6 protein-coding genes and 1 pseudogene are annotated in these 19,997 nt (G+C 41.4%); 2 read left to right on the top strand and 5 right to left on the bottom strand.

The window, feature by feature from the left end; translation table 11 throughout:
• Positions 1–136: 136 nt before the first annotated feature.
• Positions 137–2,290 (bottom strand): methyl-accepting chemotaxis protein, encoded by a 2,154-nt coding sequence (locus BM210_RS27000; RefSeq protein WP_091175347.1) that lies wholly within the window; start codon positions 2,288–2,290, stop codon positions 137–139.
• A 965-nt stretch (positions 2,291–3,255) separates the two neighbouring features.
• Between BM210_RS27000 and BM210_RS26995 the strand changes: the two genes are divergently transcribed.
• Positions 3,256–4,317 carry an acyltransferase family protein gene (locus BM210_RS26995; protein WP_091175346.1) on the top strand — a complete coding sequence of 354 codons (1,062 nt, stop codon included), beginning with the start codon at positions 3,256–3,258 and terminating at the stop codon, positions 4,315–4,317.
• Positions 4,318–4,518: 201 nt separating this feature from the next.
• Here BM210_RS26995 and BM210_RS36115 read toward each other — a convergent pair whose 3' ends face one another.
• On the bottom strand, positions 4,519–12,789 hold the full coding sequence (locus tag BM210_RS36115; protein ID WP_091175344.1) for a pectinesterase family protein: 8,271 nt from the start codon (positions 12,787–12,789) through the stop codon (positions 4,519–4,521).
• Between the two features lie 594 nt (positions 12,790–13,383).
• Between BM210_RS36115 and rfbC the strand changes: the two genes are divergently transcribed.
• Positions 13,384–13,932 carry a dTDP-4-dehydrorhamnose 3,5-epimerase gene (gene rfbC, locus BM210_RS26985; RefSeq protein ID WP_091175343.1) on the top strand — a complete coding sequence of 183 codons (549 nt, stop codon included), beginning with the start codon at positions 13,384–13,386 and terminating at the stop codon, positions 13,930–13,932.
• A 143-nt stretch (positions 13,933–14,075) separates the two neighbouring features.
• Here rfbC and BM210_RS35850 read toward each other — a convergent pair.
• The 3 genes and pseudogenes from BM210_RS35850 to BM210_RS26970 all read right to left on the bottom strand — a co-directional run.
• Positions 14,076–14,622 (bottom strand): annotated as a pseudogene (locus BM210_RS35850) (transposase); the annotation flags it as partial.
• 1,000 nt (positions 14,623–15,622) lie between these two features.
• On the bottom strand, positions 15,623–17,107 hold the full coding sequence (locus tag BM210_RS26975) for a hypothetical protein (protein ID WP_091175340.1): 1,485 nt from the start codon (positions 17,105–17,107) through the stop codon (positions 15,623–15,625).
• 1,748 nt (positions 17,108–18,855) lie between these two features.
• Positions 18,856–19,986 carry a hypothetical protein gene (locus BM210_RS26970; protein WP_091175338.1) on the bottom strand — a complete coding sequence of 377 codons (1,131 nt, stop codon included), beginning with the start codon at positions 19,984–19,986 and terminating at the stop codon, positions 18,856–18,858.
• Positions 19,987–19,997 lie beyond the last annotated feature (11 nt).

The following is a 19,997-nucleotide window of genomic DNA, read 5'->3' as shown; positions in this document are numbered from 1 at the left end:
ATTCTTGCGACACGGACCCATATTTAGTATATAGAGAATGTGCATCCCCAGGATACGAAAAGCCAGGAAGTACTCCTACTCCTGTGAACTGAACGTATGCAAGTGTCAAATTTTGCAAGGCAATGTGGGTGATTGGTCACAGCTTAAATTTATCCACCAAAGTCTGCAATTGTGCTGCCATATGCGTAAGCTCCCTGGAAGAAGAGGTAACCTCCTGCATGGAAGCCAGTTGCTCCTGAGCGGCAGCCGACACATTCCGAGTGCCTTCTGCAGCTGTCTGCGCTACGGCTGCAATTTCTGTGATGGATCGCACAATCTGCTCCGTTCCCGCGGAAATTTGTCCAGTAGCCTCCGAAACATCGCGTACCTTACCGTTAGCTTCATGAACAAAACGTTCAATTTCGGAGAACAAGCTGCCCGCGGTACCGACTACCTCCAACCCAATATTCACTTCCCCGGTTGCCGACTGCATGGATTGCTGCGCCTTACTGATCTCATCGCGAATGTAATCGATCAGACCAGCAATTTGCTGGGAGGCTCGGGAGGACTGCTCAGCAAGCTTCTTGACTTCCCCTGCCACTACGGCAAATCCACGACCATGCTCGCCTGCTCTCGCCGCTTCGATCGCGGCATTTAACGACAGCAGATTTGTCTGCTGCGATAAATCCGTGATTACTCTAGTGATTTGGCTAATTTCCTGTGACTTGCCAGCTAATTCGGTGATCACATGAGCAAGGCCTTCTACGGATATACTGATTGTCTTCATTTGCCTGGTGGCGGTCTGAACCGTACTCCCGCCCACCGACGAGCTCTCGTAAGCTGCTATTGTTGTCTCGGCTGCCGAACGCGCATTTGCAGCAATCTGGTAGATTTGCGCCGATACGCTATCGATCGTCTGTGCGCTTCCCTCCACGGTATAGGCTTGCTGGTCGGCACCAACCGCTAGCTGCTCGGCGATTTCAGCGATATGCTCAGTCGCCTGGGAGGTTTGTTTGGCGTTTATTGACATCTGCTCCGCCGAGGCAGCCAATTGACCAGAGGCTTCGCTTACCTCAATCAGGACACCTCGGAACGATTCACCGATATGGTTGAAGCTGTCCGCAACGACCTGTAGCTCGTCCTTCGTTCTGACGTGAAGACGTGCCGCCAAGTCGCCTGCGGCCAGTCGGGCCGCAGCCAGCTTCAAATCGGCTACCACTGATGCGATAGAACGATATAGCGCCAAAAACAAATAAACAACCATCACAACAGCTACAACAGATAACAGCTGAATCAGAAGAATATTTTTCCTTGCATTAATCGCATTTTCCTTCAGCTTCACATCGATCCAGTCATTCCGCTTGCTCCATAGCTTGTAAAAGCCTTCTGAAGTGGCATTAGCCTGCTTACTCCACTCCTCTTGCTCCATAATAATTTTGATCGGCCATACAATCTTCGTCTGAAACTCCTCAATCAATTGCACGACCGTTTGCTGTACCTGTGCGTCATCCGCTTTTAATCCCTGGTACAAGACTGCATGGTCGGAGTCCGAGGAAACTTTGTAAATAATTTCCCAGCTGTTGCTGACCGCCTCCGCTTCCGAGGCAATTTTGTTTTTATCGTTTGCAGAAATCGTTTTCAGAGTAGACGCATTGGTATAAGCATCCAGCGTTTCAATCTGCAAAAACATCATTTGCGAGATGAGGACAGGAAATTTGCGGACGGCCTCATCCTTGATTTGAAACAATTCAGGCTGCAGATCGAAGAGAATGCCGGATTCCAGCCCGATCTGCTCAATCAGCTGTGTAAGCTCCCTATTCAGACCCATATGTAGTTTCTCGCGTTCAAGCCGCCTCAGCTCCACGCCTTTTCCACTTAATTGTTCCCATTGCTTGATGATTGAGCTCCAGCTCGCCTGAATCGATTTATTATGTCCCTCCTTCGCAGCATACGATCCAAGCGTTCGAACGGCCTGTGCCAGCTCGGCCTCAACAGGCTTTAGCTGCTCCGTTCCCACAGAGCCTGTTTGGACGTTCTCCCACAAACGCCAGTGCCCCTCCAGCGTATACATCAGCTTACCGGACGTCTTAATCGCCGCCAGACCATCGATTTGCCGTTGGATTGCGGACACCGAAGCACTGGAATCCCGAATGGAAAGTCCGGCCAACAGTAGCAGCGGAGCGAGCACCACGATACCGATTAACGCAAACTTCCCCATAAACTGCAGCCTGTTCAACAACGTAATTCCAGGTTTTAAAACAACATCCCAGACCTTCCGCCACCACCGTACCCATAAATTGAATTGCCCCATTTCTCCACTCCCTCTATATAATGAGATGATGCAGGCCACAGCAGCCAACAAACTTGTGTTACTCTGAGATATGGTGGATAGAGACAATCAATCAATACGGTCACCTTCTTTCAAAAAAAATGGATACAATAATTACTATAGGTTTACTTGGTTTTGTGAATTGTAGCATGGCTCCCGATTACGAGTCAACCATTTGAAATTTAGAAATTGATAAATATTCTTGAAGCAGATTAAAGAACCAAAACATGAAATGTAAACGGGCGAACACTGGCACTGAACGATATATCAGGAAGACCGCAATCCTGAATCAGGATGGCAGTCTTCCCAGTATTAGGGGCGCTAGCAATTTTTGGCCGTGAGCAGACGGTTCATCGTCTGCTCACTGACTTTCGGTTCCACCGATCCGGGACCGGTGGCCGGTTGTGCCGCGGCAGCGAAGTATAACGAGATATTTTACGGAGGACAAGTCTAGCAGTATACACATGTAGGTAATCATATAATAGCAGCAAACCAAAGGGTAGAATCTTCATTTTCGTTGTGGCAGCGCTTTAGGTCTGAATAGAAAATCGACGGCCTTGAGTTTGGACATATTGACTGATGTGGTATCCTTAAAAAGTAAGGACTCAGAATATAACTGCGCGTGGTAGCAAACTGTTGAAGTAAAATAAATATAAAAATATCAAAGGGCTTTATGTTTTGTAAACGTTAAATAGTACATACCTTGTCATCAAGACGAAGGCTCATTAAAGCTGTCATCCAGATTTGAACATGCTGCAAGTTCGTCATAGTGACCAAGGCATAGACCGGCAAGTATTTTTGAATCTTTTGAATTGGGAAGCTGCAGGAACTGCTCGAACAGGTACATCAAGCACTTGAACGGGTTCAATTGTTCCTTCATTCTCTGATGCGTACTATGTTCTTATAAGTTTAATACTACAATTTAATTGAAATAATGGGGGATCTACTTGCTGTTAGAGAAAGAAAGAAGACTCGAGTTTTTAGATATGTTAAGAGGAATAGCAGCTTTAGCTGTAATGGTTGAACATATGGGAGAGAGATTATTTCCTGGATTTGTTTATTTTATCAGCAATTATTTTCAAATGGGGCAATTCGGAGTAACTCTCTTTTTCTTAAGTAGTGGTTTTATCATTCCGCATTCACTAGAGCGATCAAATAGATTGAAAACCTTTTGGATAAGACGTTTCTTTCGGTTATATCCTTTGTATTGGGTTAATTTGGGCATGGCTGTTTTGCTATATTATTTTTATATTCATTCAGTGGAGAAACCTTCCATTCCAACGATTTTGGCAAATGTAACAATGGTTCAAAAGTTTCTTGGAAAGCCTGACATCATTGGGCTGTATTGGACATTAGGTATAGAAATGCTCTTTTATTTTATTTGTTCTCTTTTATTCATTGTAGGCTTGTTTAGGCGTTCTATTACAATAGTATTTGTCTTTTTTGTGCTTGCCCTTGTTACTTCTGCTTCTCCTATTTTGGGTATAAAGATTCCAGGGTGGGGCATGTTTTTCAGCTTGTATACAATGTTTGTGGGAGCTGTCATGTACCGTTACTATCAGAAACAAATCAGCGGCAAGGTTTTTTCCATCGTATACGGCTGTTCATTCTTACTAATTTTAGTTATTTGTAATAATGTTTTTTGGGAAGATAATGATCCTATGTATTTGGGTACCCATTCATTTGTGCCAATGCTGAGTGCTTGGACATTTGCGTATCTTCTGTTTTTGTTGAGTTTTAAAACTGAAAATTTGAAGAGTCCCAAAATCCTACTATTTCTCGGAGTGATCAGCTATTCTATATATTTAATGCACGCTCTGGTTATTGAAGCTCTGCCCAGATTAGAAAGTGGAATATGGACGTTTATTTTGTGGGTGGTTATCACCATTTGCGTTGCAACACTGACTTATTTGGTAATAGAAAAACCATTTATAGCTATAGGAAGAAAATTATCATCCAACAATAAAAAGGCATATAATCAAACCCGTCCTGCAACCACCCGGTTATAGGAGTTTTTATTTCCTCCCCAAACCTTATCTGCATAGCTGCTAAATGTATGGATCAGCATATACATTACTGGACTTCGGCAGTTACAATAAAGCCCCCAATTATAGTCATATAGAAAAAGGAGAGGCGCCGAGCCTCTCCCTTTTGTCTTTCTGCTATTTAAAACTATCATTTTTCTACTTCAAGTCTACCCTTAGTGAATATTAATTAATGAATTCTACATGTTGCAGCAAGCGTTTCAACATGACGGCCGCTTCCGCCCGAGTTGCATTGGCGTTGGGAACAAACGTCTTATCAGTAATTCCATTGATGATACCTGCGTTATAGGACTGTGTAACAGCGTCCTTGGCCCATGTGCTGATTGATGCGCTATCAGTGAAGGTTGCAGTTCCTTTCACATCAGCCGCCGCTTTCTTGCCTGAGATGGTGATTGCACGACTGATCATTACCGCCATTTGCTCACGAGTAATGGTTGCTCCGGGTTTGAAAGTAACTTCGTCAAAGCCATCAACTAAACCAGCCTTCGAAGCTGCCCCAACCGCACCAGCATACCACTCTGACGCCAACACATCGGTGAATTTAGCCGAACTCGCTTCATTAAGCCCGATTGAACGTACTAGAAGTGCTGCGAATTCCGCACGTGTGATCTGGTTCTGTGGAGCAAAGCTCGTATCCGTTGCCCCTTTTACTACCAGCTTCGATGCAAGGAGCTCGACATCCGACTTGGCCCAATGTCCATTCAAATCGGCAAACGACTTCGTTGATTGAACAACTGTGTAAATGCTGTTGCCCGGTCGCTTGATTGTCACTTGGGTAATACCATCCACTACTTGGAATGTTGCTGGAACAAAGCTCATTTCACCCAGTTCCGGGTTATAGAGCAAAGCAGTTGTTGTGTTAAAATCTATCGTTTGTGCAATTGCTAACGTCCTTTGCACATACGTTTGCCCAAAATCATGGACCGAAACGATTTTTCCATTCGCTTCCGCTGTTACATTGAAGTCCACGGCTGCAGTTAGTAGCTTCAGTTCGGATTGCTTAGCTTTCGCTTCTACCGCTCCTGTGGTTTCTTTATTCACCTTTTCAATTGTGATGTTAATCTTTAAATCCTTAACTTCTGCTCCGAGCGCTTTGGATAAAGCCGCCACGTCAAGAGCTTGGATGGGTAATCCGTAAGTCATGTTGTCAAATTGTACAAATAATAAGGTTGCAGGTACATTCGTCTGTGCTTTTGCAATAATATCCAGCGGGAGTTGAATTTTTGCCTGCGCCCCGCTGCCCTTCACATTGATAATAATTTGGGGTTCAATTGAACCATTGGATGCTTTTAGGTCGTCAAATGCTTTTTGTAACGATGCTGCATCCACATTTACTTTTAATGTTATTTTCCCATCTGCAGACTGCTCTTTAATTGGCTCCACATTAGGAAGCGTTACTCCCCTTTTGTCAGTGGAGGCCGCTGCCGCTTGGCTGCCCGTGGAAGAAGCGCCGCCAGAATTGCTGCCGCTAGTATTTGCAGTGGTACTCGTGCTGTTTGGAATAAATGATCTTGCGCTAATTTCAGTCGAGTCCATCCCTTCTAAACTTTCAATGACAGCAGATACTACATAGTAGTATGTTACATAATTGGCAAGCGGTGTATCCTCATATCCGGTTCCAGTTACATTAGAAGCTAACGTCGTGTACGGTCCGCCGCTCGTCGTGCTGCGTTTTACATTGTACCCGGTTGCCCCGTTGACAGCGTTCCAAGACAAACTAACGCTAGCAGTCCTTGCGGTAGCAACAACTCCGCTTGGAGCTGCCGGCGGTGTTAAGGCTGCCACTGGTGTTGCATTTACTACGGTTGAGTCTGCACTTTCTCCGGCAGCATTGACCGCACTTACCACGTAGTAGTAGCTGTTGCCGTTCGTTACATTCATATCGGTATAACTCTGCGGATTAGTCACATTCGTTGCTATTACTGTAAATGTGCCGTTACTGCTGGTGCTGCGTTTCACGCTGTAGTAAGTAGCTCCGGTTACACTATTCCACTTTACATTTACCTGTGAATTGCCACCTGTCGCAACAACTCCGCTTGGAGCTGCCGGCGGTGTTAAGGCTGCTACTGGTGTTGCATTTACTACGGTTGAGTCTGCACTTTCTCCTGCAGCATTGACCGCAGTTACCACATAGTAGTAGCTGTTGCCATTCGTTACATTCACATCGGTATAACTCTGCGGATTAGTCACATTCGTTGCTATTACTGTAAATGTGCCATTACTGCTGGTGCTCCGTTTCACGCTGTAATAAGTAGCTCCCGTTACACTGTTCCACTTTACAGTTACCTGTGAATTGCCCCCTGTCGCAACAACTTCGCTTGGAGCTGCCGGTGGTGTTAAGGCTGCCACTGGTGTTGCTTTTACTACCGTTGAGTCTGCACTTTCTCCGGCAGCATTGACCGCACTTACCACGTAGTAGTAGCTGTTGCCATTCGTTACATTCACATCGGTATAACTCTGCGGATTGGTCACATTCGTTGCTATTACTGTAAATGTTCCGTTACTGCTGGTGCTCCGTTTCACGCTGTAATAAGTAGCTCCGGTTACACTGTTCCACTTTACAGTTATCTGTGAATTGACCGCTGTCGCAACAACTCCGCTTGGAGCCGACAACAATCTCTGTAAAGTGTTTTCTGCACCCGCTTTTGACACAACCATTTTTGGCACATCCGTTGTCGCGTCTATTGTGGTGAACAGCGTAGGTGTCCAATTTACAGGATTCAAACCACCTTTGCTTTGCGCGATATTAACTGCAGTCCCATTCAGTACAGATCCAGTGTCAGTAAATGTAGTACCTCCAGCAAAAATACCTATCAAATCTGAGGCTGACGTTCCTGCATCTTCTACAAAATAGTTGTTTTGAGCGTAAATTTGCGATGCATAACCGACTCCAATCGCATAAAGGTACGGATAGCTGGGATTGTTAAATGTCCCTTCATAAAAGTTATTGTAAAGATGAACTTGCCCGTAACGTACACGCGGAGCACGTTGAGTTATATCTTTGTAATAATTATGGTGAAATGTAATTCTTTCTTTTCCGATATCACCAGCAAATCCGTCACTCCCACCAACAAGGGTCGTTTTGTCATGATCGTGGAAATAGTTGTAGGAAACAGTGACCAAATCGGATGCATTTGTTATATCTAATAATCCGTCATGCTGCTGGTACTGACGACCAAAATATGTATTGCTGTAGTTATCCGGATTACTTCCGTCACTAAACGTATTGCGGTCGATCCAAATGTGCGTAGCGCCTTTAAGCGTAATATTGTCAAAAGCAGAGTTCCAGTTGCCCGTATCTCCGTCAGTCGGATCCCACTGAGGGAAATAATCAAATGCGTTTTGGAACTCAATATTTCGGACAATGACATTATCCACGTTTTGAATCATCAGGTTACCACCCAGAATTTTTGCGTTAGAACCAGGTAACCCAACAATCGTCGTATTTGAACCCACATTAATTTTTATTTTGTTACCCTGATTGGTCTCCGAGGCAGCACGCGCCGTCTCTAAAGCACCAGATGGAACAGATGATTTTCCCCAAACTGCCGGATCGTATGCTGCTAAGTAGGCATTAAAGTCATATCCAGGAGCTTTATAATAATCGAAACCTACCGGATTATTGTTATCATCCACATTCATGTCGATAGTACCTTTAATATAGATTATCTTAGATATGGCATTCGTAGCATTCGAGCTGTTAGTTCCGCCCAACGCTTGAATCAGCTCACTACGATTGGTCACTGTGAAAATATGCGCCGAATCGGCGTCAGCCCCTCCTTTAGTTCCTGTTGAATAGGAAGCCCAGCCATCATTGACAGCTAGAATCTGTTTTCCAATATCCGCTCTGTCTGAATTGACGACGTTGACAGTGAAAGGTACTGGTATCGTGATGGAGCCGGAGCTGAAGTTAAAGCTCAGTGTAATTGTACCTTCCGACAGCCCAGCGAGGTAAGCTTTTTTAAGCGTAACCACATTTCCCGAAGCCGTATAGTCTGACGAGCCAAGAACAGCAATACCGTTTGTAATATTCGTCAACGCGTAACCGTTGTATTGTACCTCCACATTAAGATCCGCTTGCTTAGCAGCGTATTTATCAAAACTGGATGATGTAACGGATACCGTTGGCAAATAATTGGTTTTTGGCATCATGACCGGAATGGAAGGATCCCATGTTCGATCCGCCACTACTGTATTGGTAGGGTCATTGAAAATCTGCGGAATCGTCAAGCTTGCTTCTGAGCCTGTTAGCTGTGTAGCAATTTGCCTAGCTGATGGGCTCGCTCCTGGTCCGTAGCTGTTATACTCTCCAAACGAGTATGTGGTGCAGGCACCTGCGCAAGAAGAAATCCATCCGCTGGCAAGGAATTTCTTGGAGTCGATCAAAGTATTTATAAAACGAATCTTAGCATTATCTTTCCACGGACGCCCCAAGTCATAAGTACCAAGCGCAGAAGTATCGTCAATGATTTGAGAATTCAGGAATATATATCCCATGTCGGTTAGATTTTTTTGTGCACCTGCCGTGATATGTCCGCCACCGCCAGAATTGCTGACTAGAACCATCTTCACATTATCAAAGACAACTGCCGGAGCTTCTCCGAAAATGAAGTCAACATCACCTTGAATAATGCTGTTATGGAAATAATGACGACCTTTGCTAGTAGAATTCAAACCCGTATACAGAGTATCCTGATAGCCTACTAATTTAACCGATTCAAATACAGCCTTATCGCTTTTGAGTGACAGAGCAACCGCCTGTGCAACAGCAGAACGTGGAGCAGAGCTATTCGCGATCGTCAAATTAGAAGCAGTAAAATAATCTGCAGTGACATCAACCGTTTGGCTTAGAAACGTGCTGCCCGTGTGGCCTGGCTGTCCGGTTGTTGCTGTTGTTCCGGCATAATTACCATAAACAATGGTTGTCTTATCGATTCCCTCCCCAACAAGACTTACGTATGGACTATTAATGACAAGCTTTTCCGTATACGTACCCGCTTTGATATAAATAACAGTTCTCGTTGTATTGGTAGTTGGAATCGCATTAACAGCGCTTTGAATGGTGTTAAATACGGTTGCACTTGCAATCGCAGTCTTATCAACAGTAAGCACTTTAGCCGGAAGTACAATAATTTCATCCGTAACCGGACTTTCCCCATTCGTGTTCACAGCAGAGACTACATAATAATACGTTGTTCCGTTGATTACAGCATTATCTTCATACGATGCTTGAGTGGATGAAGCTACCGTCGAGTAAGGGCCACCGCTAACCGTCCCTCTTTTTACGTTATAAGAGGTTACGCCGGATATGGCATTCCATGATAGCTTTACGCTCCCATCGTCCGCAATCGCCACGAAGCCAGTTGGCTTATTAGGTGCCCCCAATACTGGAGCATAAGGCGTAGCTTTCAACTGATTGGAAATCATACTTTCCAACCATGTATTAGCAGCAGTAACTACATAATAATAAGTCGTGCTATTAGCTGCAGTTGAATCCAAATAACTCGTTCCATTCACATTGGCAGCTATCGTTGTGTAAGGTCCGCCGTTTACCGTGCTTCTTTTTACGTTGTAATAGGTGGCCTGCTTAACGGAAGACCAACTCAAGTCAACCTTATTATTTGTGGGCATCGCATTCAATAATACGGGTGTATCGAGTGGTGCAGTAGGCGTTACAGTAGTCTGACTATTAGAAAACCCTGCAAAGGGGCTCAACCCACCAATGTTTCCCGCGGCAATTTGATAATAATAAGGAGTTCCGTCTGTCAAGTTGGTGTCAAGATAAGTTGTGCCCGTGAGCTTCTGCGACCCATTGAGCAGCAATTGTGTAAAAGGACCGTTCGGTGTCGTGCTTCTTTGAAGCGTGTAATAAGTAGCATTCGTCGAAGAGTTCCAGTTTAAGGTGATTTGACTATCTCGTACCACCGCTGATAGCCCCGTTGGCGCTTCTGGAGGAGCCACACTGTTTGGAGTTGCGAACGTTTCATTGGAATATTCACTCTCTCCGCTCGCACTCACCGCTGTAACCTTGTAGTAATAATTAATATCATTTGCCAAGCCTGTATCCGTATAACTGTTTGACGGCACATTGCTAGCAACCAAAATGTAAGTGCCACCAGAAGCAGAGCTTCGATATACATTATAAGCATCTACCCCGCTTGCTGCGTTCCAATTTAACTCCGAGATGTTGTTTCCGCCGCCGGCTGTCAATTTTTGTGGTATCGTCACGGCTTGCTGGTATACCTTAATATTATCAAGGTACAGACTGCCTAAGGAAGAACCGGCCGTTCTTGCTTGTAGTTTGGCGATGTTCGTGTCCTGTGTAGTAAAAGTATAGTTACCCTTATACACTCCGTTCATATAAAAATCCGCAGTATTCGTACCTGTATCGGTTACGAACTTCAAATTATACCAAATCCCCTTGCTCACAGTTGTAAGCGCACCCAGATTTGTGACACTTAAGGAAAGTACCGTTTTGCCTGAGCTATCGAGTAATTCTAACGGGTAGGAGTCACCAATCAATGTCGGTTCCATAAAATCAAGTTGGGCGGTGAGACCCTTTTTGCCGGATATCGTAGTAAAGGTATTCGTAAAGCCTCCTCTACGACTAGCATTGGCATTATCATTAATCCAGAATACATTGGTTGAATTCCCCGGAATGTTGACTGACTTATTATTTGCAGGTAAAGCCTCTGTTGGCGAGTAATATTTATTCGTCAGATTATTATTATTAATAACTGAGATATTATTAATGGCAACATCAGCTGCATTGGCAATCGAAATATATCCGTTCGGCTCAGCGCCGAGCGTGCTGTTCTCAAAATCATCATTGATCAGGAAAGCACCGGGTCTACCTGACACCTCATTGGAATTTACACCTTCACCAATCACGTTTACAGCGCTCACCACATAATAGTAAGCTGTTCCATTAGTTAATCCCGTGTTGTTGAAGCTGGTCCCTGTCACATTAGTGGCAATCGTAGTGTATGGGCCTCCTGCTGTCACACTTCGTTTCACGTTGTATGAAGCTGCCCCCGACACACTACCCCAAGAAAGGCTCATTTGAGCATCCCCGGCCCACGTAACCAAATTAGACGGAGAAGTCGGTAGGGATTGAGCTACTGGTGTTGCTGCTGCTTGATTCGAATTTGCGCTTTCAACCGCCGCTTTCAAGGCACTAACAACATAATAATACGTTGTACCATTGACTACTGAACTGTCCGTATAGGAATAAGTCGTTCCGGTAACCGTAGTTAAATCTGTATACGGACCGCCGCTGGCGCTGCCTCGCTTGATTTTATAATTGGTCGCCTCACTTACGCTACTCCATGCAAGAACAACACTCGCATTACCCGCAGTTGCAGTAAATGTTGTCGGTGCAGCAATAGCCGCTGGTATAGCTGGTCTTGCCGAAACCTCATCTGAGGAGACGCTTTCTTGAAGTGAATTCGCCGACTTAACGATATAGAAATAGTTTTGTCCGTTCGTTACTGCAGTATCTATATAACTGGTACTTGATATCTGACTAGTGTTAATTTTCGTGTACGTGCCACCGCTGCTGGTGCTGCGATACACATTATAGTAGGTTGCGTTCGTTACGTTGTTCCAACTGAGTGCAACTTGGCCGTCAGCTGGCACAGCCGTCGGAGTTGGAGCAACCAGTGTCAGGCTGGCTACAAGCGTTGGATTTGTATTGCCAATATACGAATTGATTACCGTCACACTGTCAAACGATGCGCTAATAGGAGCTTTACCTACAGCAAAACCTACGTACATCGTTTGGTTTTGCAACACGTTAGCATCGGTAATTGATTTGCCGTTGATATTGGTCCAGGTTATCGTTGTCCCATCTGAAGTTCCAAGATCATAATATACATCCGTTTTAGAGGAATTCTGCCACTGCTTACGAACCCGCATGTATTGCGGCAGGTCAGATGTGGTATAAGTCTTGTCCACTGACGAGACCTTATAACCCGAATTAGATGCCGCCGCAGTACCCATGGTTGTTTTAGTCGAAACATAAGGCTGGTAGTTAGTCCCTCCACCGTATAAGTATCCATACACAAATGAGCTTTGTTGACTTAAGTTGCTGCGCACCAATATGCCAGTCTGAGCGCTACTAAGATAATCATAGGTAGCAAGTCTGGCAATCATAGTGAAGTCGCCGCTTATAGGCGTATAGGCATATTGAAACTGCTCTGTTGTTGAATTACTGTTGGTAACACCGTTCGATGTCGTATTCGCAACCGTATAGGTTCCTGTAGTTTTGTCATAAGTGCTGGTTCCTATGTTACCGTTGAAGCTCAAACCATTCCATCCGCTAGCCCCTCCTGTTGGAAGTACCGCAGCGGCAGCTTCAGCGACAGGCATGCTCCATAAAGGGATGCAAGAGGCCACTAGTAATAAACACAACATAATACGCAAATTTTTGAACATCCAGCTAATCAACCTCCTGATTAATCTTCAAAAAAGCCCGTTAATGATTGCGAAAATCATACAAGTTCATATAATGGTTTGTATATTGGTTTGTATATTTCCTCTTTACGAGATCCCTCTCTTTCTTAAATAGCTACTCCGAGCTAGTCCATCAGGTTCTAACCTGAAGTGATGTCATATGGTAAGCAACACCACTGTCCGATCAATCGCTGTAAATCCATCATATCCACCTTGTAGTAACAAGCAATAATCATTATTTAACTTTTGGAAAAAAATTCATATTTATACTGGCACTAAGTTCTCTATACATATAAAGAGAGAGAGTACTTGAGGCCCATTGTGGTTGTTAGTACGTATTTGGCGATGGAGGTGGAAAGGGTTATGAAATGCAGCGATTTAGATACGGACTTCTTTATCAGTTGTAATTCCTTGGTTTAATCTTTATCTGATGGCTTTAGAAGCTCAAGACCTATATAAAGATGAAAGCTTAATACCCAAACCTGATTTTTCTGCATACAATAGTGCACACCAACGATTTCAAACAAGTTTAGTAAAAAGATACTTAGGCATTAAAAAATAATAGGTAGGTGCTATATGAAACTAATTAACACAAAAATGAATGATGTGTTTGTTATCGAACCTGCTGTATTTGGAGATAACCGCGGCTTTTTTATGGAGAGCTATAACGATATGAAGTTTAAAGAATTGAATATAGATTGTTCGTTTGTCCAAGACAATCAATCGCTATCGACAGAAAGCGGGGTTTTGAGAGGGCTTCATTATCAGCTTACGCCAAAGGCACAAACCAAGTTAGTTCGTGTGTTGTCTGGAGCTATTTATGATGTTGTTGTGGATATTCGTAAAAGCTCTCCAACATTCGGTCAGTGGATGGGGTTCATTTTGAGTGCTGCTAATAAGAGACAGCTTCTTGTTCCGAAGGGTTTTGCTCATGGATTTGTTACACTAGTTCCTAGTACGGAGGTATTGTATAAAGTTGATGAGTACTATTCATATGAGCATGAACGAGGAATTGCCTGGAATGACCCTTCATTAGCAATTGAATGGCCGATATCAATTCCTATACTTTCTGACAAAGATGCCAAGCTGCCGTTTCTGAAAGATGCGGAAATAGATTTTGAATGAATGATGATTAATTGACAATGGAGTATGACAAGAATTTTCGTATATATGAGGTTAGTGAGTGGATGACCTTTTTTATTGAAATGTTGTAGGATGAAGGTAGCTCGGTGTAGGAACATGTTTATGAGCTGGTTGAGACCTAGAAATTGGCGGTGGTAGCTTTCAATCATATTGGTCGTATAGATCAGTTCTCGCAGCTCCATTGGATATTTAATAAACGTAGCAAGTTGATCCCAGTAAGAGCGGACCATCAGCGGCGGGTATTTCTCGCCCCAAGCTTCTTCAAACCGTTCCAACTGTATTATTGCTATTGCTTGGGTGAAGCCCATGAGATTGTCTACACATATGATTAAAATATCTTGTTCGCCGCGGTTCTTCAGTTCATTTAAAACAATTACCAGAACTTGGATGATTTTTTAACCAATCAAAATTCTGAGCACATCTTTATTTCTATCCAGATCAATCCCGATCACCATGTAAGCAACTTTGTTGACAAAAATACCCGCCTGCTTCACTTTACATCCAGAAATACCGCCGCATAGATACCAAGCCAAGCAACGGACGGTCCGGTACTTACGCCTTTGGCGTATAAAGCGATAATCTGCTCTTCAATTCCGGTAACGTTGGTTTGGCTTATCTTCACCGCCACAACAGGCTGATACGACCAAATCGATCCCGTGGAACCTTGATATCCACAAAACGAAAGAAAGTTGTGCTCTTTAACAAATTGGCGGATTTGATATTTATTTAGCAATTATTGGTGATCATAGGTCTCTACCCTATATGCCTTCCATTTGGTGAATTATTCTAGTTTAGAACTTGAAGTTCATTTTAATCGCTGAAAGGAACTCCTTAACTTGAGGAAGTTGACTCCTAAACTCCATGTAAGTTCATACAAAGTTATAGTTCCAGGCCCTTTTAGACCAATTATTTCCTGAATACGTTGGGATATTCAAAGATACGTATGCAGGAGTGTTCTTGAGCCTTCTACAGCAGTACCCGGCTCCTCAATATGTAAAGGTAACCGGTGATGAAAAGCTTTTGGAGACGATTGAATCGTTAGTGACCTATTAAGCGATCAGCAGCTTGGTCCCAAGACAAAGCAAGCAAACTTGTAAGAGCAGCGCAAGCATTCCCCATGTCCTAAACGAACTATAAGGCTAACACATCAGTTTGAGTGACAGAGAGGCTAGATTCGGTAGAGTTGCTCCAAGTAACCCCGAATATCCAGGGTGCTTAGGCCTTTAGCATATAAAGCGATGATTTGTTTCTTCATTTTCGGTTGTAGATCAGTGTAAACTCCCATATCAATTAAAATAGAATCATAGGAAAGGTTGGGGAGCACACATGGGATTATGAACTAAACAACAGCTGCGTGCATTTATCAAAGAGAACAAGACTAGTCACCGCACAAGATGCACAAAATGCCTTAATAGATCTATTTGCCAATCCATTTTACAGACTCTCAAAGAACACAATTTCCGTTCGGATGAGGACATTGAGACCATGCTCATATAGCCGTTTAAGGTGATCATAATGATATCATCCTTGGTTCCAACTCTTCCATCTATTATGCCCTTGTTTCAGTTGTTTTAAATTACAGATCCCATTGAATCGAAATTAATTTATGCATCCATCCAACCCGTTACTCTCTTTAAATGTATTGAAATTTCTTTTAACCTAAATTAATTTTTTAATATTGATTTATGTATAACCTTGCATCTGGAAAACTTGCAATCAGTTTAAAGTTTCCTTTAGTACTTATTTTATTATAAACTTCATCATTAACAAGAATATATTTTGAAAGAATTTTTTCGCCAAGTGAGGTGTGGTTTATGATAAATGATATTCCAATTCCATGAGGAACGTACAGTAGGTTACTATTAATATGATTTGTATCAATTAACAAAGTATTTCCCCATGGGCCAGCATTGTTATCGTAATGAATTAGCTCATCTAAAACTGACCATGGACTTGATGATTCTTGCTTAGCAAAATGGACTTTGTGCAATGATTGATAAACATTACTAAATGCTGATAAGAAAGTAATATTACTGCAAATAAGAAGAATAGGTACTAATTTCTTTCTAAAGCAAACTTCTAGCAATACAGACAATAATAAATGAGGAGCTATAACCCTGAAATCCCTCCAATCACCTATATCATAGACTAGAAGAGTTAATAAAATAACCATTCCTAAATTTGCTAAGTGGAAATAAAATAATTTAAAGGAAATATTTGTTGACTCGAAAGAACTAACACCAAAATCTATTTTCTTAATACGGAATATATAAAGTAATGCACTCGATCCATATATAAACAATATTAAAATGCACACTAATCGTTGAATCCATTCCAAAGTTGAGCCTTGACCGGAAAAGAAACCTTGGATGTTGAGAACAAAATGTTGAATCAAAAGGTTTAAATGAAACCCTCCTTGTATCCACTGTGAAACCCAATTTGGATATGGAGCCGATAAATAATTTGAAAGCATAAATAAAGAAAAAATATATATAATTGAAATAATTGTTTTAAAACAAAAGTCTTTATATTTTTTTAATTCTAATGGCATAAAAAAGAAAGGTATTAGAAAAGACCACGTTGGTCTTATGACAGAAGCGATGGTTATAATTAAAAGTAACCACATTTTAATCTTTTTATTTTCTGGATTTTTAAATAATTTATATAAAAAAACTGACATTGTGATAGCTATGGAATAGTGTAAACATTCCTGCATTGCAGTAGGTATATATAGGTACATCGGCCAAAATAAGCACAAGACGCCTAATAAAGATACTGTATCAAATAGATTCGGCTTTATAACAAATAAGAATAATATAGTAGCAAGAAAAATAAATACCAAATTGTAAAATACTCCTGAGTTAATTCCGTAACCAAAAACCTTTGAAAACATGCCGAGCAGTATTGGATAGAATGGCCCATGAGCACCATAGTGTGAAAAAGTTGGTTTAACCTGTTCATCTATAGAAAAGTGGCCATTTTCAAAAAAAACTTTTACAAAGGAGTTTATTTCAGACCAATAAACTATCTCGTCACTCCAAGCTGGTGAAAAACCCCATATGTTATTTTGAAAATAATTATAAACATATAGAGATGTAATCAATAACGGGGCTACTAAACATAATACATAAAGTATATATAATTTTTTATCAGCCATAGTTTCTCCTGTTCCTTAATTGCAACTTATAAAAATTAAAATGCAATAATTGCTAAACTAACAATCATCTTATAATAGCAAATCCACCAAGCATCAGTTTGTTGGGGATTTCCTGAGTCTGTAAAATAGAATGAGTAAACTCCAAAACCTATTAAAATAATAGAATAGGAAAGGTTGTGGAGCACCATTGGAATTTTAAACCAAACAATAGCTTCATCAGTTTATTAAAAAAAGACTTTAAGGATCTATTGGCATATACGCTTAAGGCAATGATGGAAGGGTAATTGGATACAGAATTAGGCTACGACAAGCTTGTCATAAAAACAAGCAGACCTCGAACAGTCGTAAAGTAGGAATAAAAAGAAGCTTTGTTCAAGATGCTCTATCTAGCTAACATGGATATCACTAGTAAATAGCCAGTCCACGTGCAAAAATGGAGCAAGATGCTGCTCCAGCTATAAGTGTTCTTTCCAGATCACATCCACATTCACACCTGAAATTTCTTATCCCCTCGTTGAGAAGAGTTGAATAGAGAGTATACACAAAATATTTGATAGACCCCATTGTGTCGCTAATCAATAAAGATACACATGCCACCCAATGTAGGTTTATAGGCCAAGTGACGTGAATGGTGGGAATTGAAATGTCACCCATAATAATGCCCGAGCCAGAGCACGATGTGGAATCTGGAGTAAAAGATCACTACCTAAGTCCATGATTCAACTGCAGCAGGTGAACCTTCCACTCCCCCTTAAATCCATCCACTGTTTTATCCGAACTGGGTTTCACCAGATATCATATATGTCGCTGCAGTTATCGCCTCAAGCGGCATGTGGCTTTCGACAGCCTTCATTAGCTCCCCCTACAAATCTACTATGAACTAGTGGCATGACTCAAAAAAGGCAAGAATGACGGAATATAATATCGGCAAGCTGGACAGCGAAAGTGGAAGTTCCAGACCTTCACTTGTCGAGACATTGTGATAGCTTCTCTTATGTAATGACTGTAGTTTTGTGCATACGGTCACTCTTCTGTGGGCGAAGCTTCACAAGAAGGCTACGCGCATTGCAGCAGCAAAAACGTCCACTCCGCATACGGATTGACTCCGTCTCGTAACAATCCGCCATGTGGTGAAACTGACTTGCCATCAAACCACATGTGATGTGAATAGGGAGAATGCTAACGCCTCTTGTTCCGATACTCTTGGATAACATCCCTTTATTTATATCATTTACCAATTATGTAAATGAAATGCAGAAAAGGAAGGCGGCTTGCCATCCTTATCATCTTCCTTTTATTTGGTGTGCTCTCCAATTATTGTTCTACATCAACGCCCCATTTTTTGGTAATAAAACCCACCCTCTTGCCAACAAAGTAGTATCTAAATAATAGCTCTTGAAAATAGAAAATTAGTGAACCTGAATTCGACTTTAAGAATTCATTACCAGTAGTCCCAATCGTTTACTTTTTCGCTGATCGTATGAAGTTATGCAACACGATTAAACTCTTAGCCGCTTGCCCTCCCACTTGAGCCGCTCTTCCTTCTCTTTGCAGTAGCGCAGATTGCTGCGGCTGCATGTGCCAAATTATGATAGAATTCAGTGTCAACAGGGAGGCAGTCAAGTAAGGAATTTTCAAAATGAGCAAATAAAAAAATCTCATATATCGCTGGACTGTTCATTTTTGTGCAATTAAAACAATTCCGTAATCGTAAGGGATAAGTGGTTCATTGGCAAAAATAAGGGCTATTAATTGTAATCATGAATAGTTATTACTTTTAAAAAATAGTAAATTCCTGAACATAAATGTAATGCGAACAACAAAGAAAGTATATTTATTTTCCAACTATTTTTTTTTCTATCCCACATTTTCAAAAATTCAATTGTTGAGAATAAAAATAGTATGGGTAAAATAGTCATCATTCCCCATGCCCAATTACCACTTCTAAATTCAATTGCTTCTGCCAGAAAAGAAAATTGTAAAACGGAAATAATATAGGCAATCCAGCTAACGTTCAAATAATGATTTTTCATACATTCATTATATTTTAACATATAGAGGGCTAAAGGAAAGGCAGTGACCAGAATTATGGAGAAAAAAATATTTGGGGAATACAATCTCCAAACACCAAAAAAAGTGAAAATCATATGATCATTTTTTTGTGTATTAGCATATCCCCAATACTGAAATATCAAAACGATAATTATAGGTACACAGAGCATAACAAAAACTCGTAACCAAGATAAATTCTTATATTTCTTAATGAATAGATAAATGAATAAGGCTGGTAAAAATGCAATTAGGAAATTTGGTTTCATAATTAAACTTACAACTAATGCTATACTAAGTAATAGAAACCTTTTATTTATTTTTGTTTCGGAATAAAAAAAATAATTAACGCCTAAAAAAAAGGAGATATAAGCAAAAGGTTTTAATGCGATTAAAGTTGGATTATGCCAAACGTTAGGACTCCATTGGCCTAAATATACAGATGTGTTAAAAAAAGGAAGATAGATGGCAGAAACTAAAATAAGACCAGTAGTAATAAATATTTTCCATGACAATGAAAGGGTAGGCACAAAATGTTCAATGATCCTATAAATTATATAAGAAATAAAAACAAGACAAAGAGATAATATAATCGTGGCTGAATAAGTTAAATCAATAAACATTATCATATGTAATATGTAAACGAGAGTGTGAAATCCTGGGTGCGGTATATACAAGTGATTCTGGAAAAAATCATTAGTAAGCCTAATATGTAAGTATAAGTCTGAATTAACTATTCTAGCCTCGTTATAAAATAAATAAAATCCTACTGAAAAAACAAATGTATAATACAATATATTAATGAATCTTTCTGAGTTGTTGCTAATCACTAATAGGGATC

Source organism: Paenibacillus sp. 1_12 (genome assembly GCF_900114475.1).
Lineage (GTDB): Bacteria > Bacillota > Bacilli > Paenibacillales > NBRC-103111 > Paenibacillus_S.
Note: the sequence above shows the minus strand (reverse complement) of the source record. Positions and strands in the feature narration are given on the sequence as shown.